Source organism: Bradyrhizobium sp. Ken51 (genome assembly GCF_055807435.1).
On the sequence record NZ_JBVVPB010000009.1, the window covers coordinates 70,628 to 93,992 of the forward strand.

Annotated in this window: 30 protein-coding genes; 8 read left to right on the top strand and 22 right to left on the bottom strand. The window is 60.8% G+C overall.

The window, feature by feature from the left end; genetic code table 11:
• Positions 1 to 14 precede the first annotated feature (14 nt).
• Both AC0L27_RS17035 and AC0L27_RS17040 read right to left on the bottom strand, forming a co-directional pair.
• Complete coding sequence (locus tag AC0L27_RS17035) at positions 15 to 887, bottom strand: DMT family transporter (RefSeq protein ID WP_354058755.1); 873 nt, start codon at positions 885 to 887, stop codon at positions 15 to 17.
• A 101-nt stretch (positions 888 to 988) separates the two neighbouring features.
• The gene (locus AC0L27_RS17040; protein WP_354209313.1) at positions 989 to 1,435 is read right to left on the bottom strand and encodes a hypothetical protein; all 447 of its coding nucleotides are present in this window, start codon (positions 1,433 to 1,435) and stop codon (positions 989 to 991) included.
• Positions 1,436 to 1,724: 289 nt separating this feature from the next.
• On the opposite strand from AC0L27_RS17040, the gene AC0L27_RS17045 reads away from it, so the two are divergent.
• Positions 1,725 to 1,988 (top strand): hypothetical protein, encoded by a 264-nt coding sequence (locus tag AC0L27_RS17045; protein ID WP_354209311.1) that lies wholly within the window; start codon positions 1,725 to 1,727, stop codon positions 1,986 to 1,988.
• A 30-nt stretch (positions 1,989 to 2,018) separates the two neighbouring features.
• Here the strand turns inward: AC0L27_RS17045 and AC0L27_RS17050 are convergent, their stop codons facing one another.
• Positions 2,019 to 2,480, bottom strand: a complete 462-nt coding sequence (locus AC0L27_RS17050) for a host attachment protein (RefSeq protein WP_354209310.1) — start codon at positions 2,478 to 2,480, stop codon at positions 2,019 to 2,021.
• A 314-nt stretch (positions 2,481 to 2,794) separates the two neighbouring features.
• Between AC0L27_RS17050 and AC0L27_RS17055 the strand changes: the two genes are divergently transcribed.
• The 3 genes from AC0L27_RS17055 (at position 2,795) to AC0L27_RS17065 (ending at position 4,475) form a co-directional block, all read left to right on the top strand.
• Positions 2,795 to 3,067 (top strand): hypothetical protein, encoded by a 273-nt coding sequence (locus tag AC0L27_RS17055; protein ID WP_354058752.1) that lies wholly within the window; start codon positions 2,795 to 2,797, stop codon positions 3,065 to 3,067.
• A 157-nt stretch (positions 3,068 to 3,224) separates the two neighbouring features.
• The gene (locus AC0L27_RS17060; RefSeq protein WP_354209308.1) at positions 3,225 to 3,359 is read left to right on the top strand and encodes a hypothetical protein; all 135 of its coding nucleotides are present in this window, start codon (positions 3,225 to 3,227) and stop codon (positions 3,357 to 3,359) included.
• A gap of 189 nt (positions 3,360 to 3,548) precedes the next feature.
• Positions 3,549 to 4,475: an AraC family transcriptional regulator gene (locus AC0L27_RS17065; protein ID WP_473319733.1), complete on the top strand. Its 927-nt coding sequence runs from the start codon at positions 3,549 to 3,551 to the stop codon at positions 4,473 to 4,475.
• 178 nt (positions 4,476 to 4,653) lie between these two features.
• Here AC0L27_RS17065 and AC0L27_RS17070 read toward each other — a convergent pair whose 3' ends face one another.
• The 19 genes from AC0L27_RS17070 to AC0L27_RS17160 all read right to left on the bottom strand — a co-directional run bounded on the left by AC0L27_RS17070 (position 4,654) and on the right by AC0L27_RS17160 (position 17,817).
• A complete protein-coding gene (locus AC0L27_RS17070) occupies positions 4,654 to 5,730 on the bottom strand; it encodes a tyrosine-type recombinase/integrase (protein ID WP_473319735.1) in 1,077 nt (358 codons plus the stop codon).
• A complete protein-coding gene (locus AC0L27_RS17075; protein ID WP_473319736.1) occupies positions 5,687 to 5,965 on the bottom strand; it encodes a helix-turn-helix transcriptional regulator in 279 nt (92 codons plus the stop codon). Before AC0L27_RS17075 ends, AC0L27_RS17070 begins: the two co-directional genes overlap by 44 nt.
• Complete coding sequence (locus tag AC0L27_RS17080) at positions 5,962 to 6,363, bottom strand: GIY-YIG nuclease family protein (protein ID WP_473319738.1); 402 nt, start codon at positions 6,361 to 6,363, stop codon at positions 5,962 to 5,964. Before AC0L27_RS17080 ends, AC0L27_RS17075 begins: the two co-directional genes overlap by 4 nt.
• Positions 6,363 to 7,169, bottom strand: coding sequence for a DNA-methyltransferase (locus AC0L27_RS17085; protein WP_473319739.1), 807 nt, complete (start codon positions 7,167 to 7,169; stop codon positions 6,363 to 6,365). The genes AC0L27_RS17080 and AC0L27_RS17085 overlap by 1 nt, the downstream gene beginning before the upstream one ends.
• The gene (locus AC0L27_RS17090; RefSeq protein WP_473319741.1) at positions 7,166 to 7,873 is read right to left on the bottom strand and encodes a response regulator transcription factor; all 708 of its coding nucleotides are present in this window, start codon (positions 7,871 to 7,873) and stop codon (positions 7,166 to 7,168) included. Before AC0L27_RS17090 ends, AC0L27_RS17085 begins: the two co-directional genes overlap by 4 nt.
• 62 nt (positions 7,874 to 7,935) lie before the next feature.
• Positions 7,936 to 8,328, bottom strand: coding sequence for a VRR-NUC domain-containing protein (locus AC0L27_RS17095; RefSeq protein ID WP_473319743.1), 393 nt, complete (start codon positions 8,326 to 8,328; stop codon positions 7,936 to 7,938).
• On the bottom strand, positions 8,325 to 10,358 hold the full coding sequence (locus AC0L27_RS17100) for a hypothetical protein (RefSeq protein ID WP_473319746.1): 2,034 nt from the start codon (positions 10,356 to 10,358) through the stop codon (positions 8,325 to 8,327). Before AC0L27_RS17100 ends, AC0L27_RS17095 begins: the two co-directional genes overlap by 4 nt.
• A complete protein-coding gene (locus tag AC0L27_RS17105; protein WP_473319748.1) occupies positions 10,351 to 10,818 on the bottom strand; it encodes a DUF2493 domain-containing protein in 468 nt (155 codons plus the stop codon). The genes AC0L27_RS17100 and AC0L27_RS17105 overlap by 8 nt, the downstream gene beginning before the upstream one ends.
• Before the next feature lie 25 nt (positions 10,819 to 10,843).
• Positions 10,844 to 11,755, bottom strand: coding sequence for a hypothetical protein (locus AC0L27_RS17110; RefSeq protein WP_473319749.1), 912 nt, complete (start codon positions 11,753 to 11,755; stop codon positions 10,844 to 10,846).
• A gap of 116 nt (positions 11,756 to 11,871) precedes the next feature.
• Entirely contained in the window at positions 11,872 to 12,999 is a 1,128-nt protein-coding gene (locus AC0L27_RS17115; protein WP_473319750.1) for a DUF2800 domain-containing protein, read from the bottom strand.
• Positions 12,996 to 13,241, bottom strand: coding sequence for a hypothetical protein (locus tag AC0L27_RS17120; RefSeq protein WP_473319751.1), 246 nt, complete (start codon positions 13,239 to 13,241; stop codon positions 12,996 to 12,998). Before AC0L27_RS17120 ends, AC0L27_RS17115 begins: the two co-directional genes overlap by 4 nt.
• Complete coding sequence (locus tag AC0L27_RS17125; protein ID WP_473319753.1) at positions 13,238 to 13,618, bottom strand: helix-turn-helix domain-containing protein; 381 nt, start codon at positions 13,616 to 13,618, stop codon at positions 13,238 to 13,240. The genes AC0L27_RS17120 and AC0L27_RS17125 overlap by 4 nt, the downstream gene beginning before the upstream one ends.
• The gene (locus AC0L27_RS17130; RefSeq protein WP_473319755.1) at positions 13,618 to 13,863 is read right to left on the bottom strand and encodes an Acb2/Tad1 domain-containing protein; all 246 of its coding nucleotides are present in this window, start codon (positions 13,861 to 13,863) and stop codon (positions 13,618 to 13,620) included. Before AC0L27_RS17130 ends, AC0L27_RS17125 begins: the two co-directional genes overlap by 1 nt.
• A gap of 452 nt (positions 13,864 to 14,315) precedes the next feature.
• Complete coding sequence (locus AC0L27_RS17135; RefSeq protein ID WP_473319757.1) at positions 14,316 to 14,660, bottom strand: hypothetical protein; 345 nt, start codon at positions 14,658 to 14,660, stop codon at positions 14,316 to 14,318.
• The gene (locus tag AC0L27_RS17140) at positions 14,657 to 15,073 is read right to left on the bottom strand and encodes a hypothetical protein (protein WP_473319759.1); all 417 of its coding nucleotides are present in this window, start codon (positions 15,071 to 15,073) and stop codon (positions 14,657 to 14,659) included. The genes AC0L27_RS17135 and AC0L27_RS17140 overlap by 4 nt, the downstream gene beginning before the upstream one ends.
• 29 nt (positions 15,074 to 15,102) lie before the next feature.
• Entirely contained in the window at positions 15,103 to 15,516 is a 414-nt protein-coding gene (locus tag AC0L27_RS17145; RefSeq protein WP_473319760.1) for a hypothetical protein, read from the bottom strand.
• Positions 15,513 to 16,532, bottom strand: coding sequence for a hypothetical protein (locus AC0L27_RS17150; protein ID WP_473319762.1), 1,020 nt, complete (start codon positions 16,530 to 16,532; stop codon positions 15,513 to 15,515). The genes AC0L27_RS17145 and AC0L27_RS17150 overlap by 4 nt, the downstream gene beginning before the upstream one ends.
• Before the next feature lie 344 nt (positions 16,533 to 16,876).
• Positions 16,877 to 17,095: a hypothetical protein gene (locus AC0L27_RS17155; protein ID WP_473319764.1), complete on the bottom strand. Its 219-nt coding sequence runs from the start codon at positions 17,093 to 17,095 to the stop codon at positions 16,877 to 16,879.
• A gap of 59 nt (positions 17,096 to 17,154) precedes the next feature.
• Positions 17,155 to 17,817 (bottom strand): hypothetical protein, encoded by a 663-nt coding sequence (locus AC0L27_RS17160; RefSeq protein ID WP_473319766.1) that lies wholly within the window; start codon positions 17,815 to 17,817, stop codon positions 17,155 to 17,157.
• Positions 17,818 to 18,023: 206 nt separating this feature from the next.
• Here AC0L27_RS17160 and AC0L27_RS17165 point away from each other — a divergent pair, with 206 nt between their 5' ends.
• The 4 genes from AC0L27_RS17165 to AC0L27_RS17180 all read left to right on the top strand — a co-directional run bounded on the left by AC0L27_RS17165 (position 18,024) and on the right by AC0L27_RS17180 (position 22,592).
• A complete protein-coding gene (locus AC0L27_RS17165) occupies positions 18,024 to 18,434 on the top strand; it encodes an integrase arm-type DNA-binding domain-containing protein (RefSeq protein WP_473319768.1) in 411 nt (136 codons plus the stop codon).
• A 905-nt stretch (positions 18,435 to 19,339) separates the two neighbouring features.
• A complete protein-coding gene (locus tag AC0L27_RS17170; RefSeq protein ID WP_473319770.1) occupies positions 19,340 to 21,964 on the top strand; it encodes a VapE domain-containing protein in 2,625 nt (874 codons plus the stop codon).
• Between the two features lie 82 nt (positions 21,965 to 22,046).
• The gene (locus tag AC0L27_RS17175) at positions 22,047 to 22,283 is read left to right on the top strand and encodes a hypothetical protein (protein WP_473319771.1); all 237 of its coding nucleotides are present in this window, start codon (positions 22,047 to 22,049) and stop codon (positions 22,281 to 22,283) included.
• Positions 22,284 to 22,325: 42 nt separating this feature from the next.
• Positions 22,326 to 22,592: a hypothetical protein gene (locus tag AC0L27_RS17180; RefSeq protein WP_473319773.1), complete on the top strand. Its 267-nt coding sequence runs from the start codon at positions 22,326 to 22,328 to the stop codon at positions 22,590 to 22,592.
• Positions 22,593 to 23,365: the final 773 nt, after the last annotated feature.

Consider the following 23,365-nt stretch of genomic DNA (forward strand, 5'->3'; position numbering starts at 1 on the left):
CCGGCCCGCCGGTCCTAGAAGCGTCGGTTGACCACGAACACCGCGGCCGCGCACATCACCATGCCCGCGATCGCCAGCGCATCGAGCTTCTCTCCGAACAGCAGATAAGCCATCAGCGCCGTCACGGCGGGCACCAGATAGAACAGGCTTGCAACAGAGGTGGCGGCGGCATGGCGGATCAGCCAGTACAGCAGCCCGATCGAACCGATCGAAAGCGCCACGGCGAGCCAGGCCAGCGCGAGCATGAACTCGCGTGTCCAGTGCACCACGCGGTCCTCGAACAGAAAGGCGCCGATCGCGAAGAAGATCGTGACGGATACGTACTGCACGAGATTGCCGGCGCGCCAGTCGATCTGGTTGCAGTAGCGGCGCTGATAGAGCGTGCCGAGCGTGATGCTGATCAGCGAGACCACGGAGGCAAGCCAGCCGAGCCCGGCTTCGCCGGTCATGGGACGGCCGTGCAGGATCAGCACCACGCCGCCGAGGCCAAGCACGAGCCCCGCCCATTGCACCGGTGTCACCTTCTCCCCGAGCCAGCGGTTGGCGATGGTCGAGGTCAGAATCGGCTGAAGGCCCGGAATGAGCGCGGAGAGCCCGGCCGGAATCGAGTGCGCGATCGCGATTGCGGTGCCGCCGAGATAGAAGCCATGGACGAGGATGCCGGCGACCGCGCTGTGCGCGATGCCGATACGGTCCGGCCATTTCGGTCGCGCAATCGCGACGATGATTGCCATCAGACCGACCACGAACGCCATGCGTATGGCGAGGTAGGTCAAGGGATCGGCATTGTTGACGACGTATTTGGTGCCGATGAAGCCGGTGCTCCAGAGCAGGACGAACAGGATCGGCGCGGCGCGGGCGGTCAGGGCTTCTTGATTATGGTTCATTGCCGCCCTCATTGCCCCACAGGGAGGCAATGCGGCAATGCGAATTTCGACCAATTTTGTCGGAGCGATGTTGCGCTGCGACGGAGCGACGGCTCAGCCGCTCACCATTCGTCCGGACAGGGATCGATGATCTTCCAGAGCTCGACGCCGTTCTTGATCTTTTTCATGTCGGTGGTGAGCCCGCCATTGCGGCGGATCCAGTCCTTCACCTTGTCGGGGTAATAGGCCATCAGGTCGGACGTCCCCTCCGCGCTGGTGACCTTGATGCCGAAGGTGAAGGCCTTGTCGTAGTAGGCTTGGTGGAAGCCGAGGCTGGCACGCGGCGTCACGCAGATCTTGTTCATCGGCACGATGCCGAGCACCAGGGTGCAGGCCGAGTTGCAGATGCCGTCGATGATGACGCGCTCGCCCTTCTCGCGGACGCGCTTGTACTTGGCCTTGTACTCCTCGACATAGCCGCCGTGGTCGCGGGTGATGTGCAGCTCCGCCCGCGCCGGCGAGGCGGCGACGACCGAGAGCAACAGCAGACCTAGAAGCGTGATGCGCATGGTGAGGTGACGGCGAAAGCCTTCAGGAATGGACCGGCCTATGGACCCCAAAAAGCCGGCAACAGGAATCTTATGCTAATTCTCTTTGGTCACACTTGTGTGGGGAATTCGTTAAGCATCTCGAAAAGGCCAAAAATGGGCAAGTCTGGACCACAGAACCGGCAATTCTGTCACACCCACCCGGGAATCTGCGGGATTGGCTACGATTTCCGGGCTTCGGACGGGTGTTCCGGCCGCCCGAACTGGCTATAAACAGCTGACCTATTCGTGCGGGTTCCGGAGATTCGAGATGAGCAAGTTGAAGCTTGTAGCCGCGATTGCAGCCCTGTCGGCCGCAATCCTTGCCCCTGGCCTCGCAGAGGCGCGTGGACATCACCGGTACCACCGCCATTACACGAACCCGTTGCCCTATCCGATCAGCTATCTGCACAATTACGGACCCGGCATGACGCCCGGGACGTTCGCCTTTTACGACGGTCCGTCGACCAACCATTGCTACCAGAGCGCAGCCGCCTATGTCGGCCAGGACCGCCGCCGCCACCCCTGCTACTGAGGGGCGCAGGCGTATTCTCTGCGGGGGCCGCTATTTGACGGCGCCCGACAGCAGCAATTGCTTCTCGATCTCGTAGACCGGCAGTTTGACGAGGTCCTTGCCGACCTCGCCCTGGAGTGCCTTGCGCACCACGTCCGAATAGTCGGCGCGGATCATCCCAAGCGCACGCGGCGAGGCCACCATGGTCAAGGCCGAGGTCTCGCCTGAGCTGACGGCGACATCGAGCCGTCCGGCCAGGCCGCGCAGGAAGGCGCGCTCGGCCTCGTCATGCCAATCAGTCTGCTCCACCGAGCTGCGCGTGCTGCCGGCCGCGCCATGGAGCCTGCCCGGAGCGTCGGTCCCTTGCGCACCGGTCGAGGGATTGGGCTGCTCGTGCACCTCCCTGGTGTGGAGGTTCGGAAACATCTCGTCGCCGAGGTTTTCCAGAATGAGCGCCTTGCGCCCGTCGCACACGACCAGCCAGTCACCCTTGTCGATTCTCATTTTGTCCATTTGCACAGCTCCAAAGCGACCTCGCGAGCCTGCTCTTCGATTGCTCGCAAGGCTGACCACGGCGGCAAGCTTAGAGACGAAGCCGCACCGGTGAATTGCGCGGGATCAAGGATGGCGGCAATGTCCTGCGGGGACGCAAACGCAAGCGCGGCATTGGTCAAGAGCTCGAACCTGGGATAGTTTCCCGGAGCCAAAGGTCAGGCCTGCGGCGGGCTGGCTGAAGACCTGTTCATCAGCATTACATTTCGGTCCCGCCACAATTTGATCAGAACAAACTTCGATATCCCTGTATTGCGTAAGCGGAGAAAGACATCATGAAGCTTAGAATTGGCCTCGTCGCCGCGTCCCTGTTGGGTGCGTTGGTCGCATCATCGGCGGCGTCCGCCATGCCCATCGCGCCTGCTCCTGCGACGCCGCAGGTCTCGGACGTCGAGCAGGTCCGCATGGTCTGTGACGCCTGGGGACGCTGTTTCTGGCGCCCGAACTACTATGGATACTACGGGCCGCGGCCCTACTATGGTCCCCGATATGCACCGCGCTTTTATGGTGGTCCTCGCTATTACGGACCACGCTACCGCCGCTGGTGATTTTAAGGGGGCCCTCCGGGGCCCCTTCGCTTTTGCGAGATCAAGGATGTTGATCTGGAGTCATTCCAAAACTGATCTAGATCAAAGACGAAATCCGCCACGCCGTCATTCTCCGACGATGGTCGATTTGATCGTTTTTCGATGTCCCCAGACCGGCATGAATGTGCAGACCCATCTCGAGAAGCAACAGAGACAGGAGGCGCAGAGCTTTGCCTCCTTCACCTGTCCCGCCTGCACGCGGCTGCACTTCATCGACCTCGCCTCCGGCCAGCCGATGACTCGAGACCGTTGACGACGACATCGATCTGCCGGGCTTCATGCGATGATGTCCGCAATACTACGGCCCGGAATCCGGTTTACTGAAGCGCGATGTTTCGCCATTGATGGCGATGTACTGACGTTCATTTGATTGTCACATTGCGGCAGCCGGCCACACGCATGTTGTTCGACGCCCTCGCCCCATCCTCCCTCGGCGCTTCAATTGATCGGCTTTGCCGACGTCGATGCGTTTCGGCCGATCGAGTCGATGGAGGATGCGAGAAGCATTCCGCTCGACGTCCAGAATTTCGCGGCGGCTCGCGCTGTCGTCTCCCTGCCCGGCTGCCGCATCGTCATGATGCGCTCGTTCGCGCGCATCCTCGACGCCGCCTATCGGATGCCCGGCGGGATGGTGATCCTGCCCATGACGGACGACCTTCAGGTCAATTCCAAGGGCATGGAGCTGGACGCGCGCTTCTTCATCGCGCTCCGCGGCAGCGATGAATGCCATTTCGTCGAGCGCCGGACCAATCATCATGCGATGATCATCTTCTCACCTGGCCTGAGTGACCGGGGCTGGTTCGATCAGGCGGACGATTTGCGGGCCTTTGGCGCGAACCGCCCCGCTTTGCTCCACATACGCCAGCTCCTGCTCGACATTCTGCGAACCGCGTCGGTGCAGCCGGCCCTGTTCGAAACGACCGAGGTCGCCGCCCATCTCCAGGAAGGTCTGCTGCTCGCGCTCGACGATCTGTTTCGCATCGATCCGCTCTCGGACCGGAGTGCCTCCGTCCAGGCGGAGCGGTCGATCAAACTCGTGCAGCGGATCGACGATTACGTCGCGGCACATCCGACTGCTCCGATCTATACAGCCGATCTCGCCGGCGAGTTCGGCGTCTCGATCCGGACGCTCGGCGGCGCCGTCAGCAAGGTGCGCGGCATGAGCTTGCACCAGTACATTCGCCTGAAAAAATTGTGGGCGACCCGGTCTCGCCTTCTCAAGGGCGGCGGCGCCACCGTCACCACATGCGCGCGCGCCCAGGGCTTTCACCATTTGGGGGAGTTTGCCGCAGCTTACCGCGCGACCTTCCACGAAGCGCCGTCCGACACGCTGGCACGGGGCCGGCAAGCCGGTCCGACGGCAGGCTGACCAGGCAGGCCGCTGCGGCGGTCGTTGTTGTGAGCGCCCTCTTCCAAACATATCCGGAATTGGCGCGCTCGGAGAGATTCGAACTCCCGACCCTCGGAATCGAAATCCGATCTTTTGTGAGCAATTTCAATTTGATATTTGCAAACCGGTCCAATTTCGACCGATTGAAATCGTTTATCTATTCGGCCGACTGCAAACCGATTTCGAAGGCTTCGCGCATCGCCATGGCCTGTTCGGCAAGTTCGAATTTGCCGCCGAGATAGTGCGCCTGCAAGATGCGCTCGACGTCCTTGAGGCTGTGGCCGGTGAACCCGGCGATCTGCGGCACCGTACAGCCGGCGAGCGCCAGGCGCGTCACAGCGGTGCCTCGCAGGTCGTTAAAGCGCGGCATGTCGTCAAGGTCGGTGCGGTCGGCCGCCTTGCCCCACGACGTCCGGAAACCGTCCTCTGTCCACTTCTGACCGCGAGTGTTGCGCAATATCGCGCCTTCGGCCTTTTCGGGCCGGCGCGCGTCGAGTTCAGCCTTGAGCACGGCGCCGACGGGCAACAGCACCCGAGCCTTTCGCTTGCCTTGGCGAAGCCGAATATACGTCCCGTCGTATTGCTGCCAGGTGAGCTTGATCAGGTCGCCTTGCCGCTGGCCGGTCCATAGAGCGAGGACCAGGGCGAACCACAATTCGTCCGACGCGACCGTGCGGAATGCCTTGATATGCCCCGCCTGCCATATGACCTCGGCGCGGTCGACGCTGTAGAGCTTGCCGCCGCGCTCGCAAACGTTCACGGAAATGGTGCCGCGGTCCTTGGCCACCGACAGCACCCGCGCGAGCACGCCCCATGCATAATCGGCCTGGCGATCGCCATTCGCCTCGGCGATCCGGTCGCGCCATTCCTTGAACCGGCCGCGAGTTTTAGGCTTCTCGACCAGCGACGCCGGCATGTCGCCGAACTCGGTTTCGATCCAATCGAGGAATCGCAGATAGTCCTTTTTGGTGCGCGCGGCCTTCTTGGTGAATTCGTTGGCGGCCTTGAAGGCAGCGACCAGCGAGAACAGCGTACCGCTGGCGGGCTTTTTTCGGTCCTCGTGGGCCTTTGCGTAGGCGGCAACGAGCAAAGGGTCGCCGACCTGCAGCGGCTTTCCGTCGGCGTCCTTGAGCAAGGGGCCGCCACGCCATGCGTAATAGTATTTCTGTTTTGTTCCGTCCGCGAGCGTCTTACTTGCGGTGGCCAACCCCGGCAGCAGTTTTGCGCGCCTCATACCTACGCTCCCAATCGTCCTCTGCCTCTTGGTTGGTGTCGGGCGCGATGGACGGTGCAACAATTCCGGACGCTTTGTCTAGCGCCAGGTCGATCGCTTTGCGGTCCCAGCGCCGGCCGACCACGGGTTTGGGCATGGTGCCGTCGGCGACCCACTTTGACCATGTTGCCGGCGTCACCGAGCAATAGGCGGCGGCTTCGGATCCGGACATGAGGCGGGGCGCGGGCGTGGTCATGCGAACTTGACCCGCTCGCGCGCGATGAATTCAGCAAGCTTTCCGGTGTGAACGAACCACTCTTTGCGAATATAGAGATCGGCGAAACGCTGGTGAAACTCGCGCTCTTGGCCGTAACTTCCTCGCATCAACAAGAGAATTCGAACGGGCACATAGCCCCGGTCCAATTCGGTGACACGGCGGCCGATGCTTTCCGTTACACCGATCTTGACCGCGTGATGATTGCCGACGAAATAGACGCATGGTCTCTCGTGGAATTCTCGATAGATATTTGCGTTGATCCGATCGGACAAAGTTCGCTTGTTTCCGATCCGCGGTACTTCACATCTGTCCGCGTCGGCCCCGGGGATAAATCCGGCCGCCTGGTCGAGCGTGATCAGGGCGTCGTCGGCGAACATTAGGCGGCAACCAATTGCGCCAAAAGGCGCCGTGCTTCGTATTCTGCGAGCAAGGCGGGCCGGAGCGCAGCCAGATCGATTACCTTGCGCGGCGACGCGGCGCCGATCCGCTCCTGACAAATGGCGAAATAACCGGGATCGCGCTCGATGCCGACGAAGCGGCGGCCGGAACGCATGGCGGCAACGCCGGTCGTGCCCGAGCCCATGCAATTGTCGAGTACGACGTCGCCGGGGTTCGTATAGGTCCGAATGAGATATTCCATCAGGGCGACCGGTTTTTGGGTCGGGTGGACGGGATTACCCTCGCTGCCGATGGGCAGAATCGACGTTGGGTAGTTTCCGAATTCCTGCAGCGCGTCGCGGTCGGATTTCCCGTAGTTCGTACCGTTGCCCTGGCCACCTTTCCGGATGGTGGGAACAAGTTTGCGGACCAATCCCTGCGGATTGTAGGTCGGTTGGCGGCGATAGAACACGAGCACGTTTTCGTGCGCTTTCATCGGCTGCAGCTTAGCGTTCAAGTGACCCGTTGCTCGGCTCTTTTGCCAAATCCACTCGTATTTCATGCTTTCGAGACACGACGCGCCGAGCAACTTATCGAATGGCGGTTGCGCCGTTAGAACCACGGCAGCGTTCGGTTTGGCGATCCGCCAATACTCTGTCCAGAGATTGTTAAGCGGGATCACCGAATCCCATTTGTTCTGCGTCGTTCCATATGGCAGATCACAAAGGATCAGGTCGACGCTCGCCGCAGGCAACGTCGCCATGACGTCGAGGCAATCGCCATTGAACAGCGCCGGGAAGTTCACGCCGCCCTCCCCTCGCGACCGCCCGCCACTTCCGGCGCCGGCCGCCGCAACAGATAGCCGCGGCCCCACACCGTTTCGATCAGATCCGGCGCGCCCGCCCGGGTGAGCTTCTTGCGGAGCTTGCAAATGAACACGTCGACGATTTTCAGCTCGGGCTCGTCGCGGCCGCCGTAGAGGTAATTCAAAACCTGTTCTTTGCTCTGCACCGCGCCGGCGCGCAGCGCGAACAGTTCGAGCAGATGGAATTCCTTGCCGGTGAAGTGGATATCGGAGCCGTGGACCGTTGCGGTGCGCGTGTCCAAATCGACCACTAGCGGGCCGATCTCGATGCGGCTCTGCGCGTGACCCTTCGAGCGGCGCACCAGGGCATTGATGCGCGCGATCAGTTCGTCCTTGTGAAACGGCTTGGTCATGTAGTCGTCGGCGCCGACGGCGAACGCGTGAACGATCTTGTCAATCCGCTTGTGTCCGGACACGACGATGATTGGCGCCTTGCACTTGCCGACGCGCAGCGCCTTCACGACCTTGTCCCACGGCTCGTCGAAGGTGTCGCCGAGCACAATGGCGTCGTAGTCATAGAGAATGCCGAGTTCTGCCGCTTCCTCGCCGTGGTCGACGCCATAGACGCGCAGCCCTTCGGATTTCAGCATGAGTTCGATCGACTGCAGAACCGCCTCGTCGCCGTCCGCTACCAGAATGTGCATTGCTCGGTCCCGCCTGATTTGCCTAACAGAACCTTACCTCTGCCTAATGTTTATTGTCAACATTAAATCGCAAGCGCATGAGAAATACACCACGCTTTCGCCGCCGCCAACGAATCCACAGTCGCAAGCGCGGTCGCGCCTGCACCGATCAGTCGCGGGTGCATGGCGAGTTGCGCGGGCGATAGCCGCCCCTTGCCGCCGGGCTCCTTGAGTTCGAGGCAATAAAACCGCTGATAAGCCAGGAAAACCAGATCGGGCACGCCGGCCTTGACCCCCGATTCCTTCAACCGCTTCGCTTCGCGCGGATCGCGATCGCCGCCGTTCGGCACATGGAAATAAACGACGTTCGGCGCAAGCGCCGGCGTCACGCGCGGTACGCCGTTGCGGTCGACATTGCCATCGAGCCAGAGCACGAGCGCGCGTTGCAGGTCGAATTCAGTTGGTTGGGGCATCATCTCACCACCAGCTTTTCCGCTTCGCGGATATACCAGGCATAATCAACCCGATTCCAATCAAAGTCCGACGCGCGGCAACAGTCGGCGACCAGATAGCCGGCTTGCAATCCCTGCTCGCGCGTCTCATATCGTGACTTGTTCGCCGTGTGAATCCGAGGATCGTGCGTACCCTCCGGAATCTCGCGCAGGACCGCATAATATAGCGAATCATCGATGCTGTTTTTGCGCTTGTAATGCCCCGCCGGCCCCTTTGGCGGCATCACCTTGCGCAGCGGCGCACCGTCCCGCACCATGTAGTAGCGCAAGGTTCGCTGCACCTCTGTCTCGCCGATGAACAGTTTGCAACTACGGTCGACCTTTTGCCGCAGCATGAACAGGAACGGGTCGTCGCAGTCATGAACGACCGTGGCGATATCCGCGCCGGTGGTCATGTGCTCGACAGCCGCCTTGGTCGCGATCAGTGCGGAAAAGTCCTTGTGCCAAGCGGGCGGGCTGGCGTTGGTGATGTCGTCGGGGAAGTTGACGGGATACCAGAACCGCCCCTTGAGTTTCAGTTTGCCCGATGTCGCGCGGGCGATGTAGTTGTTGACGTCGCCGATCCACATTTTGTCGTATTCGACGTCCTCGAGCACCAGGCGCGTATAAGCCGCCCAAGCGCGTTCGATCTCCTGCGCCGCCGGCAGCATGTCCCGACGAATGGTGTAGGTGATGCCGTCCGTGTTCGCCTGCAGGAGCCGCACCGTTGGCACCGACAACAACCACTCCGCCAGCATGCAGAGCATGAGTTGGCCGTTTATCGTAATCGCCATGGTGAACTTCGGGTCGTAGAAAATCGAATGCTCGTTGTTCGAGTTTCCATAGGTGCCATTGGCGGCCAGCTTGAACGCGTTCGACCGCGGCGTGCCTTTTTTGTATTTGGCGCGCTCGACCGGGAGCTGCGCATATTCGAAAACGAACCGTTCGCCAAGGTGCTCCGGATAGAGACGATTGACGATGGCAATCGCCGGGTACAGGCCGGCGACGTCGATATCGCGAATCATCGTCTCAGCGTCCGCGCGCACGACCTGCGACGGCACGCAGCCGTGAATGCCGCCCGTGCCGAAATGGAAGTCGAGCCCGCCGACCGTCGCGTGAACGTCCGAAAACACGCCCTTGGTCTTGAGTTTGCCGGTGACTTCGTCCTCGGTGATCGTTTGCGATCGCATCCACGTCAGGATGCGGGCGAACTCGGGATGCGAGAACCGGACGAACGGGAAAATGATGTCTGCCAGGGCGATCCGTTCCCGCCTGGTCTTGCGCGCCTCGCGGTAGCCGTTCTCCCGAGTGTAACAGAGTTCGTCACCGAGCCGCTGTTCGAGAATCTTCGAACCGATCTTTGAGTCCGACCAATTGAGCACGTCGCCGTCGAGAATGTCCTGCAATTCAATGCGGAACTTGATCGGGTCGAGGCTGATCAGTGCGAATTTTTTCGTCTCTTTGACGTCATGGCGATTGTACGGGATCAGAACGGTATCGACGTTCCTTGGCGCAATTGGCTCGTCGAACGGTAGCGGCATATCGAGGACAATTTCGGATCGCATGTTGACCTCAATCGCCTTGAGGCTGGTCATGCGGGCTTTGTTGTCGAAGTGCCACAGCTTCAACAGGTCAATCTGCGGAGCGAACCGGTCGCTTTCCCACACCATTTTGAAGTGGGTTCGGTCGCGGATTTGCTCCTGTGCTTTCTCGTAAATGTCCCAAGCGGTGCAGCCGGGGTTCTGCCAGATAAAGTGCAGCACGGGATAATCGAACGCGAGTCCGTTGAACGAAATCATGGGGGTGCGGTTTGCTTGCCAGTGATCGAACCAGGCTAACAACTCGCGCCGGTCGTCGCGGAACTCGCTGATCTCGAACGTCGCTTCCCAATCGCCAAAGAGCGGCTGAACGTGGATGCTGAACAGGTTTACAATGGTCTCGATATCGTAGACCACCGCGCGCTGCAGATCGTCGAGCGTGATCGGGATCCGGGGCGGTCTCGACCACTCACCCACGGCGCGGAATCTCCAAGACCGGAACGCCCGCGCGCCGCGCCTGGCGCTTCATGTCCTCGGTGCCATCGCCGCCCGGGAACGCCACGACGAACGTCGGTCGCCCTTGCCGCAGCATCTGCGCATTGCGCATCGGTCCTGCCGCGCGTCCTTGCTCCCAATCGGCGGGGAACGGTAGCACGGCCACATTGCGAGCATCTGCCCATTCCCCGGCGAGCGTATCGGCGCCGCGCGCGCAGCCCTGAATGACGCACTCGAACGCGCCCGTCTCGCGGTGGTAATGATCGAGCACCGCGAACAAATAGTCCGCGTCCGTGAAGTTCCGACCGCCGCAAACTAGGACGCGATAACCTGGCATTACGACTCCAAAAGGACACCAACGACCGCGGCGGCTCACAGGGCGGAGGGCATGCCCACACCGCGGCCGTTGGATTGGAATTCTAGGGGCGTGACAGCGAACCATCACGCCCCACCGGGCTACGCGGAACCTAGCGCCCGGGGATCGGAGGGAGACCCGCAGGAGCCATCGCCGGGGCTGGCGGAGGCGGCGGCGCTGCGGGAGCGAGCGGCGGGCTCGGGGGAGCTGCCACCGGAGCCGGTGCGGGTGGAGCAGCGTAAGTCGGAGCGGCGGGCGCTCCCGGCACTGGCGCCGGAGCCGCACCGGGCATCGGAGGCGGCGCGACTGTCTGGCCCTGCACGCCCATCCCGGGCAAGCCGCCGAACATCTGAGCCGCCGACCGCTGGCCGGACGAACCGATGCGTTCGCCTTCGCGCGTGAAACAGAAGCCGTCAAATCCGAAGTTCACCCCGAACGTCTCGTTCTGGTATGCCCAAGCGTGGATATTGGGAAAGCCCCAATCGCCGGATTTGTACTGCTCGACTCCGTTGATCGCTTTCGCAGGCAACTCGACGACCTGGCCGTTGACGACCTTGCAAATGCGCGGCCCCGGATCCAGAAAGTTTTCGGCCTCGATGATCCAGTAACCGTTGCGCCATGCGTTCTTTTTGGCGATTTCGTCGGCGGTCGGCGTCGGAACACCCGGCTTCGGCTTCGGAACGATCGGAACGTCGCCATCCTTGACGGAGAACTGCGCGCCTTGCGGCCAAACCCAATTGCCGGCGTTGTCGACGTTCGTCGGCCACATCTTCTTGGCCGCCTCGACAGCGAGACCCCACAGCCACATATAGTTGGCGCACTGGTGCGCGTCGCGGTTCAGCTTCGGAAACATGAACGTGCCGCTGTGGCGCGGGTTGGGCGTACCGTCCTTCTTGACGAAAACGATCCCGGCTGCGTTCTTGGTGCGCTTCTCATGGAAATAGGGATACGCGACTCGGACTTCGCTCGGGCTGTTCTGCGCGTCGCTGCGTTGGTTCTTGATGCGAGTAACGGGGGCGTTCATGACGTGATCTCCCTGTGCGATTTGTACAACTAGAATTTTGTTAACTTACAGCATCATTGTTCATTGTCAACATTGAATCGGTGCGCGTAGCGTCTTTTTATCGAGTGACGCAGCGTTTAGGTACTGGTCACGCCCGGCACGCTGGCGAACATCTCCTGCCCGCTCTGCCGTTTGAATCGCGGGCGTTTGTCACTCGCAAAGGCAAGTGCTGGACCACCGGGTGGCCGCGGCGCCATCGCGTTTACGACGTCCTCGGGAATACCTCGTTCAATCGCCTGTGCAGGCGTCGGAAGGTCCAAACCGTCAGGCCCCAACCGTTCCAGCACGAGCGCGCGCGCCGCAATCGGATCCTGCCAAGCCTTGTGCCTCTGTGTTTCAATGATTGCCAGGCCCTCTGGCTCACCTTTCGCCAGGGCGTCCTTGAGCCATGCTTTGTCGGCGTTCTTGAAGGCGTCCGTGATCGGCTTTTCACAAGCCTTGAACGCCGCGCGTTGTTCCGGGGTCACGTCCTTGGGCGACATCAGGCCAGCGACGAGCGCGCCGACATTCGCCAGGATATCGCGTGATGCGTGACACGATCCGAACAACGGGCAGTAAGTACACTGCTCGCCCGCAACAAACTTCTTTTCGCGCACCGGAATGAGCGCGATTTCCGACGCCCACGCGTGGACCGACTCGGCTGATCGAACGTCCTGCTTGACGCGCGGCCCTGGTCGGAAATCATTCTCCTGGCAAATGACGTTGCGAAACCACTTCACCGGCAGATTGTAGGTGAACATTCCCGCGACGTCATAAATCCAGACCTGTTCGGCGTCGGGGTCGACACCGACAAAACCGTCTTTCAAATCGAGCGTGGTCAGCGTCGCCGAGTCGTCGTGCCAATGTTGGAAATCGGGCTTGCCCCAAATGTTCTCGGTCAGGGCGACGCGTCGTTCCACCCAAATGCGGCCTGGCGGGAGCTGGCGGACGTAATTGATTGCCCGCGCTATGCCGAAGGCGGACGGATGGTCCGGATCCACAGGCGCAATCGGCATTGTCGCGGGGTTAACGAATTCGCCATTGAGCGAACCGATGCAGCGCTCAAATTCCGAATGCGCTGCCGTTCCTTTCGCCGCCGCCTCGCCTTCCTCTGCGGGCGGCAACCTTGCTATCGCCTCTGCGCTCGCCGTGCAGATTGTCCAACGGTGCGCGCTGCTCGGCGCGTAGACGGCATGTGCCGCGTTCGGGTCGGTGTGAATGGTCATGACGATTCCCTGTTTTGCCGCGTCCGCTCCAAATCGACCCACTGCCGCCGCTCGAAACTTTCGAGATAGGCGAGTTGGATCGGATCGGTCGCCTTCGCCTTGTTTTGGCGAATTTCGTCGAGATTGGAAATTCGATGGCCCGCCGGTGTATCAGCGCCGATCGCGCTCCGCATCTTGAGCAGCCTGGCGATCGTCTTGGCCTGGTTGAGTTTGACCTTTGAGCGGGTAAAGTCGTGGTTCATTTGCTCTTTCCATGGTTCGACGACAATGCGTATGAGGCATCGTCTTTGTCTTCGGTATCGTTGAGGGCGCCAGCGGCCATCCTTGAGAAGGGAACGCCGAGCGCTCGGGCGAGTCCGTAGACTGTCCAAACCGTGGGGTTTACGGCTCGCCCTTGCTCAAGCTCCCACATGTGGGATTTGGTGATGCCCGCCCGGTCAGCCACCGCCTGCAAGGAGAGATTGAGCTTCGCTCTTTCCTCTTTGAGGATGGCCTTCATTGAATAGCGCGCGGTGTCGTGGACCAACATAGAGGCGTCGGCCAGCGCTTGCATGACCTCCGTCTCTAGCTGAATCAGAGCGCGCGCCACGCGCCCGCCGGGATGCATCACCTCACCCATCAGGAGGTCAGCTCCTTGACAACCCACATCACGGACTGCTCCAGCGAGGTCATCGCAAGCGACGAATAGCGGCCGGTCTTGACGCGGGAGAACACTTCCTCCAGCTCGGCTGCCTTGTTCTTGATCTCGTCGTGGAGCGCCTTTTCGTCGTCGCTCAGCGCCCGGTACTTCGGCCGGAAGCGGCTCACAAGGATGGCAGTGTCGGCCTGCCTGCCGTCTGGGTTACCTTCGTAGACGTGTGCCATGGATTCCTCCGTTTGGCGGTGGGTGGTTCACTTTCACTTATTTGAGGAAACCGACAGAGCGGATTCCGCTTGCTGCTGATTAAGATAAGTCCCCTAGGCATCCTGACCATTGAGTCCGGACTTAGCGGGTTCATTCCCGTGCCCTGCGTCATTGCTGCCTAGGGGGCAAATTCTGAGTAACGTGAGGCTCGTTGGCGAAGTGCTTGCGGATGCAGTCGCGGTGGAACGGTGCTTGGCAATCGGCGCACCTGAAAACCTGTGTTTGGTAGCTGATCTGCTCTCCGCAGAACCGACATGCCGGGACGGTGGACGTCCTTAAACTGTGGATCTCGGTTTCCATGTGCTGCATCTGGCGACGAAGGCTGCTGATCTGCTGCCGCGTCTCATAATTGGGGTCGCTAAAGCCGGCCATCGTCTCACCTTCCCTTAATGCGCCATGAGTGTGATGTTCGTCATGCCCGTTGATCTGAAGGGACCGCTGGCGAGACAGGCTCGGTCATCGGCCATTTCCCCTTCGACCGATTGCGCCCCGCCCATTTTCCAAAATCGCTACAGTTGACTTGGACAAGGTACTCGACGCCGCCGCCGGTCAATGAGCGCTGAGAGAGCGCCCCGGCCAGTACGCATTCATCAAGCGCGGCCTTCGCTCTTACAGTCGGCCTGGACTCTTTCATGCCAAAGGTAAGGGTGGTCTTGCCAGGAATGCCGAGAACCCCGAAGCACCCACCAAGGAGGATCTTCGCGTCGTCGCTGAGTGTCTTCAGCATCTCGGCGGTATTGATGCCTTGGCTTTTCACTTGGGCGTTCCTCCCACAACAACGCCGTAGGCCAAGCAGCCGAAGCGCGTGTCGTCGTCGGTCACACCGCGCTTGAACGGCTCAGTCTTGCCGTCGATGCAGGTGAGAGGCGTCCCTTCTGGAATATGAGCGTACCACTCGCCCGGAAGCAGCCAGAGCGATTCCCCTTTGGCGTCGGGCTCATCCCACGGACAGCATCCGATTGCCTTCAGCGTCTCCGTTGGCAGCTTGTGCAGGTCGGCCCAATTGATCTGCGGGAGGGACGGGATAAGGCCGTCCGTCCGAGTGAACTGAGGGGTGATGATCTCGATCGCCTCCCCAGGCGCGGCGCCGATCGCTTCTCGGAACTGCTCGGCAAAATCTGGATCATTCGCGTCAAGAATCACGTCACACTTATCGATAAGGTCTTTCATTTGCAGTTCCCCTGTTGCGAAGCCAACGGTTATGAGCCTATCTCGACCACGGGCGACGCCGGGAGCTTGGTCTCCGGGTCATAGGGGAATTTGCCATCCCAGGCCGGATTGTTGAGGTCGTGAATGGTCAGCTTGCCTTCGCCGGCAGCAGCCGACAGGTGGCCTTCTGCGTCGCGCCAGTCCTTGAAGACGCTACTGTAGCGCTTGTTCTGAAGCATGATCCCGTCGTCCATCGGGTCGAACCATTCGCTGTCGGCTCCCGTGAGCGGCCCCAGGGGCTGGCCGGCGATGAGGCGCTGCAAGACCGGAGCGACCGCGTGCACCGCCCCGCCGCTGTCCCACTGGTCGAAGAACTTCTCCATGATCTCAATCATCACGGCGGAATCCTCCGCTCCGAAGTTGATGGCGGCGAGTTCGGTCTTAGCTTGCTCGATAATGCTCATTTCGTTTCTCCTGTTGAATGTTGTGGGCGCGAAACCGGGCATGAGGCCCAGCCGCCGTTCGGCGAGAACAGGCCTTCACCGTAGGCCACGACGCCGTTTGCGGTACACCACGCCATATGACCATCGCGAGCTCGGCCCCACGACATACGATAGAGGCGCGAGTGATCGTTGCAGATGCCGATGATCCAGGTGCCATCCTTCGGGGCCGTCTCGATCGGCTGCCACACGCCAGATGTCTGCGGTTCAGCTCTGAGGCGGTCGATCTCGGCCTTGGCCGCGCGCAGGTCGCCGTCCATCTGGCTGTACGGGAGGTAATTCCCGAACTGGTCAAAGTCGCCGCTGTGCTTCTCCCAGAACTCGCTGTATTCGGAAGCCGCAGCGGAGGCGCTTTCAAATTGCGCCTTCCAACGCTCAGCCAGATCCGCGTGATAATCGCGATCTTTCCGAGCGCGGTCCAATTCATTGCGGATCGCAATTGCGGCCTTCCCAGCCTCCTCTAGTTGCTCATCCACAGTGGCGGCAGAACAGGGCAAGTGAGTCAGAGCGGCATCAGCCTTTGCTAGTGCCTGCAAGATGCGCTCGTTCGCAGGGGAATCCCTCTCGACAACCATTCCCCATGCGGCGCCTGGGTCAATGGCTTTGGCGACATCAAGTCTCGTCGTCTCGACCGGAGCGGCCGGCGGCTGGGCGGGACGAGAGTTGAGGTAGAGTTGAGCGCGATCGCAGGCATCCGACAGCGGATCGCCCTCCCAATCCTTCGGCATCATGCTGCGGAAATCCTGCTCCGCCTCGATGATCTCTTGGAGAATGTCTCGCAAATCGCCGCGCTCTGGCACGGATTGGGCAACATTGGTTATGACAAGGCTGTTGAGCAATTCGCAAACTTGCTCGATGCTATCTTCGAACGGCGGCTCTCCGTCCGTGGTAACGTGCTTCCCGGTCACGCGGTCATGTATCATCCCATGGTGGATAAAGAAGCGCGGCTCTGCGGCAGTAGTGAAAGTGTGATCGGTCATCGGCATTCCTCTCCGGCCTCTGCTGTGCAGAGGAGGCATTCTCCATTCGCGCCAATGGGACCGCCCAAGTTCTTGCAAGTCGGCATATCGTCCTCCCGTGCGACAGGGCAGATGCATCCCCATCCGGATCGGTTGCAGTTTGGACATTCGGAAATTTTGCTCATGGTCTGCCGCCTGGGTAAGCCGCACTTCCACTCTCAGCGGAGCATGAAAAGTGTGAATTGGTCATCGTTACCTCACGTTCCGCATACGCGGCGAACGATCGCTCTGCCTCGGGAGCGGGCCGGTGTTGTTGATCACACCCCAAAAGACGGCGGCCAAAATGACAAGCAGGAGAAAATTACTCACGCGCCCATCCTCCCCTTGCCGCCGATCACGCAACCCCACTTCGCCAGGCGATACCCGCGCGCCGTGTAGCCGTTTTCTTCCATCCACTTCGGAAGCACTTGCAGGGCCATGGCGCCGCCGCATTGCATCAGCGTCGCTTCCTGCGTGACGGTGCGCTCGATGCAGTTCTGGCTAGAGGCGACGAGGCAAAGGGTAACGATTACACTCACGAGCATGTCGGGGCTCCTGTATCCGAGGCGCCCTATCGCGCCCCGGTCCCTTTCGTTCTTTTCGATCAGGCGACCTGCAGCCCCGTGGCGACCGACGCGAGCTTGTCGTCGGGCATCAGGCGGATGGCGGCGATCGTCTCGTCGAACGTCGCGGTCGGCGTCACGATCGCGTAGCCGGGGCCGGCGAGCCAATCGACGAGCGCTTTCTTGGTCGCATCGTCCGCGGCGCGCGCCTCGAGGTTGGCAATCACCTTGCCGGCCAGGATGCCGGACGGCGGCACTACCGGAGCGGCGGGAGCCGGCGGCGGTGCAGGAGGCGCGGGCGGAGCTGCGGGCGTGGCGGGGTCGCGTCGCAGATACTCGGGCACTCCGCCGTTCGCCGCCGCATTCTGCGCGACCAGATCGGGTGCGGGCGCCGCAGGCGCGGCAGGAGCACCGGGGATCGGCGCGGGCGGCGGTGCGACAGCGGTCGCGGGATCGGCACCCTTGGGCTTCGGCCCGCGCTTCTTGCCGGTGGTGGCGCCCTGCTCCGTTTCGGTGGTCTCGACGGTGCCCGTGGAAAGCGCGGTGCTGTCCGAAAGACCTTTGACGACGATTTCCATATCGTCGCCGAAAATCTTGGTCAGAACGGTGCCTTTCTCGCCGATGTAGCCGGCCAATTCTTCGAGCGAGCCAAATTCCATCTCGGCTTCGATGGATGCCCGCTTAAATGTGGACTTCAAGGACATTCGGATTTCCCGTGTTTGAGTGTTGCAACGGTGGGCACAATAAACACGGACTGTTCATTGTCAACATAAATATGACGGGTCGCGTAACCAAAGTGCGATTCGATTCGTTCCTATCGTCTTATGTAGATTGTCAACAAAAAACTGATTGACACCAATAAACATTAGTGGAAGGTTGCAGTCGTTAGGACTAAAGGAGAGTTTTAGAGATGCCCAAGCGCAAGCCGCTTCGCGACATGGAAGAGTCGGTGTTTACCGAAGCAACCCTGGCCGCAATGGCGAAAGACCTAAAGAGCAGACGCCTCGTGCTCGACCGCACGACCGTCTCGGACGATCTGGTGGTCGGCCTGCGAGCCCTTATCACCAAGGACGGCAATGTCACATACCATGCGTCCTATCATTTGGGCGATACGCGACCGCTGTTGAAACTCGGCGTCATGGATCCGAAGGCGCCCGACTACATCAGCCTGGACGACGCGCGCCAACTGACCAAGACAATCAAGGCGCTGGCCGACAAGGGAATCGACCCGCAAGAGGGCCTTCACAAAAGACTCGTGCGAGAATTATTGCGCGACGGAGTCGACTGGAAATTGGACAAGGTCACGTCGAAGAAACGTTAGCATCGCGCGCCGCCCGAGCAGCACGTATTCCGGCACTGATTCTTGCCCTAGCCTCCGGAGATCGCTTCATCCCCCGATGAGCAGCGGCTACTTTCTTGTGTGATTCTGGATCACGAGGGCGCACCTTATGGGCAGCGCTCATTTTGGCGCGCGTTTGTGCGTTCGCTTTTGTTCCCAAACGAGCCCGGCGTATCTTTTCTTTAGCTTCGTCCGAAAGCTTAGGTCCGGGTATGCCTCTCTTGGCAAGACGAGCCAGTCGATTCCGCTCGCTAGTTTTCATCGTTTCGCTACGCTTGCGACGAGTCTCCTCTGATGGAATGCAGCCTGCCGCACCCTGACCTCCGACAGTCACATTGACGCATTGCGGGTTCACCTTCTTTAAGATGCGGATCCACAGTTTCTCTGCTTCCGCCCAATTTTCAGTATGAGGAACCGTTACCTTAATTTCGGTTCTAACGAACCCGTTGCACTCGGCAATGCGAATGGCGATCGGCCGATGTGGATGTCGACGGGAGTCCCGTCCACAGTGGTCTGCGAGTCGAGTCTCGACATCGAAAACCGTCTTGCCGCAATAGAAGGGCTTTCCTTTAGGCCAACACCAGTTGGCGACGACTTCCGGTCGCGTGTCGTAGACCCAATAAATAAAGGTAAAACGATCGTTCTTGCGGCGGGGCATAGGGAGCGACACTACATTTAGCGGTGTCGCACGTCAACGTTTTTGTTGACAATTTACATTCGGGCGCATAGTGTAGCGCCTCCATGCAACCCCCTCCCTGCCCTGTTCCGTTGCCGCCCGCCGAGCCCACGCGCTGCGCATGTGGCCGACTTGAGCGCGACAATCGCGGCCCCTGCGCGCTCGGCGCAACGCATGCCGTGCGGTTACCAGTCTGCCCGGTGCCCTTGCCATGACCAATCCCGTGCAGACCGATCCCCTCGACTATTATGCGCGCCATGCCTGCGCCCTGTTCCCGCTGCCGGCCGGCTCCAAGATCCCCGGCCCCGCGTCGTTCTGGCCGTCCCCCACCGAGCCCGACGCAGCCGGCAGCTTCAAGCGCCACCATTCCAGCGATCCCGCGCAATGGGCGGCGTGGCGCGCCGAGCACCCCGATTGCAACTTTGGCTTGGTCGCGTTCGCCTCGCGCCTGATCGTGGTGGACATCGATACCAAGGTCGGCCGCGACGAGGCTTGGGCGTTGTGGTGTCAGCTCGCCGCCGATTGGCAACTCCCAACCGTCCCGATGCCGCAGGTTTCGTCACCCTCGGGCGGTTGGCACGTTCTTTTCGCCATCCCCGCCGATCTCGACCCGGCCACGCTGCGCCAGCCCGACGCGATCAAATCGCATATCAACGTCCGCTGTATCGGGTACGTGGTCGCCGCCGGCAGCACGTTCGAGGGTCGGCCCTATACGCTTCTCACCGATATGCCGCCCTACCCCGCGCCCGCTGCCCTGATCGAACATTGCACCAGGCGCCCCGCGCCGCCGCGCGCCACGGCCACACCGCCCGGGTCGCTGGATCCCGTCGCTACAGCCGGCCTCCTGAAATGGCTCACCGAGCACGGCGCGTTCGAGGACTACGAGTCGTGGTTCCAAGTCGGAATGGCGCTCAAAATCGAATTTGGCGACGCCGGATTTCCCCTGTGGGAGCTTTGCCACGACCAGACCGTCACGCCCGACACCGCCGCGAGCAAGTGGGAATCGTTCGCCACCGAGCCCGACGCGCATTCCGTCACCCTGCTCTCGTTCCTGTCGCGCGCACACAAGCTCGGCTGGAAAGGTTCGATCGGTCGCAGCACGCAGGCCATGTTCGGCGATGTCGTGTCGCAGATGGCCGCGGCCGCTGGTGCAACCACCCATAGCGCTACGGCGTCCCTGGTCGGCAATACGCAACAGCTCATCGCTGCACTCGGGCAACCGATCCTCGACCACTTCCTGAACGGCACGAGCGATGCCCCGTCCGTTCCGATGACGCTCGATTTCCCGCGCCTGCCTACCGACAATCCCGACGTCGCGGCGCATCCCCTCTACGAACTGATGCAAGCGGCGATCGCGCGCATCGTTGCCCTGGCGGAGACCCCGAAAGCATTCCGGCAACAGCGCGTCTTGAACGTCTTGGGCGTCCTCGGCGCCATGCACCCGGCCACGGCGCAGAACCTGCAGTTGCGATTGGTCGCGATGCCGAACGTCGTCCTGACCGGGTTCAAGGATGCGGTCGAGGCGTTTGAGCGCAAGGTGCAAGCGGAGACCCGCACCGCCGCCGGTTTCACGCTGAACAACAAAGGTCAGCCGGACCCGCAGAACAGCGACAACGTGCGGGTTTACTTTCGGCAGCGCAAAGCGCAGTTCCGTCACAACGTCCTGCTCGACCAAACCGAGATATCGAACGACGGCGCACCGTGGGAACCGCTCACCGACGCGCTGTTCGACTTCCTCTTGGTCGAGGCGGAATCGGGCATTTATAATTTTCACCCGTCGAAAGAGGCGTTCCGCCGCGGCATTAGCGTGGCGTCGGCCGAGGGCGGCCTGTTCGACCCGATCCGGCAGCGCATTGACGAATTGGCCACGCGCTGGGACGGCCTGCCCCGGTTGAACACTTGGCTTTCGGCCTGTGTCGGCGTGCCGACGGATGACTATCACCGCGCCGTGGGTCGGAACCTGATTGGGGGCCTGGTCAAGCGCGCTCGGAAGCCCGGCTGCGACCAGGCAGAGACGGTCATTTTCATCAGCCCCACGCAAGGCACCGGCAAGTCGACGCTGTGCAAAATCCTCGCGCTCGACCCCAATTGGTACACCGACTCGTTCAAGCTCGGCGGGACGCAGCAAAACAGCCTGCCCCAGCTCGCAAGCAAATGGGTTGTCGAGTTGTCCGAACTGTCGGGCATGAACAAATCGGACGTCGAGGACGTGAAGCATTTCATGACCATCAACGTCGACGAATACGTGAAAAAATATCAAGCCTACCCGACGAGACAACCGCGACGCTGCGTGTTCATCGGCACCAGCAACGATAAGCAGCCTCTCGTCGACACAACGGGCAATCGGCGCTTTCTGCCCGTTCATGTGCGCGGCGAAGTCAATCTGGAATGGCTGCGACGCAATGTCGAACAGTTGATCGGCGAAGCCGCAGCGTTAGAGGCGGCCGGCGAATCGTTCGCCATTCCGCGGGAGGTTTGGGACATCGCGGCTCGCCATCAGGAAGCCGCACGCGCCATGGGACCGCTCGAGGAATCCTGTCACGATTGGTTCGATCGCGACGGCAGTTTCTATATTCATGCCTGTGACATCCGCGCCGCGCTCAAACTGGCCGGCATGCCTCCCACGTCTCGCTATGGCGGCTTCCTTGAGCGCCTGGGCTGGCGGGACGTCTCGCCCCGCATCAACGGCAAGCGAACTCGCGTGTGGATCCGGCACAACGGCGACAACCTGGCCGAATGCACCGTGCTCGAACCGGTCATGTCGTCGAACGGCAGGGTCGAAATGCGGCCGCAATTGCGCGGGCCGCTTCCCCCGCCGCCGATACCGGGGCGTTAAAATAATCGCACTGTACTTCAAATTTATGTTGACAATAAACATATGACGCCCTAAGTTTGCTTCATCAGAACGGAGCAAGCGAATGCAGATTTTCACCAACAAGGCGGTCACGAACTCCAAGGGTGTCAAGTTTGCTCCGGCGAAGGCCGACGTTCGCCCGGCTGGTTACGCTGACCGCAAGGATTACGCCGTGTTCAAGCTCTGCGCCAACTACGACGGCAAGGTGCGCGGCGGCATGTCCTATACCTGGCGCTATATCGCCAAGGATCTGAGCCTCGACGAGTGCAAAGCACTCCTGGCCAAGAAAGCGGCGGCCTAGCGCCGCCTACCTCTCAACCTCTCATCAACACGGAGCGAACAGATGCAAATCGTCGAGACCTACAGCCAGCACTATTACGACTTCTGCAACACCCCGATCCACAAACGCCCGATGGCGTGGCAGCGCGCCCGCCTTGCCGACCTCGAGCGTGATCTTGAGATTGGCGACAACGGCAACGGCCTGCACGCATCTCCCGATGCTTATTATGATCGAAAGGACCGGCTGCGGAAGTTCCGCGCTAAGATGGCGAACACGACCGAGAACAAGATCGACCCAATGGGGTTCTGGTTCGGTCGGATGTCAAACTAGGGGCGCTTCGGCGCCCTTTTCTTTTGCCCACTACTGAGCCAGACGCTGCACTCGAGCGTTTCCCGCCCCGTCGGTCGCGCACAGATAGACCCACGTCGCGTTCTGGCCGGCGGCCGACCAATCGACCTCGACGCGCACGAAGCCCGCCGGAGCACCCGCGGCAGGGCTCGCCCTACTCTTTCCAATCTTCATCCCTTGGACCTTGGGCAACGTGTCCGCGGCCTTAAGCACGCAGGCTTGTTCGGCCGGTGTGGCGGCGATCGCGGGTGCAGTGATGCAGAGCGCCACAATGGTAATTGCTATGGTTCGCATAGTCGCATTCTAGCCCGAGCGCAGGCGGAGGCTAGTGCAACATTTAGTTGACAGTCTATTATTACCCTGGTCTTATTAGAGGCGATTGGGCCGCTTCGGACTGAACAAATCAGTTGAATGTAAATTGCTCTTACATCGAAACGGTATTCTGGTGTAGGAAGTGGAACGCTTGGAACGCGTGGAACGCATGGAACGCTAGATTCCCATGGAGTCTCCGCCGCTCTAAAATGGAACCCGCTATGGTTACTATTTAATTAATACCGGGTAATAATACATTCCTCTCTCGGCAATACGGTTACATAAAATAGAGTCTAAGCGTTCCAAGCGTTCCAGAGAGGCTTAAAGCCTTGGAAAATCGCAACATTTTTTGGAACGCTTAGCCCAAAACATGCCGTTCCAGATGCGTTCCAAGCGTTCCACCCGAATAACCTCACAATTATGTTGACAATGAACATCCGATG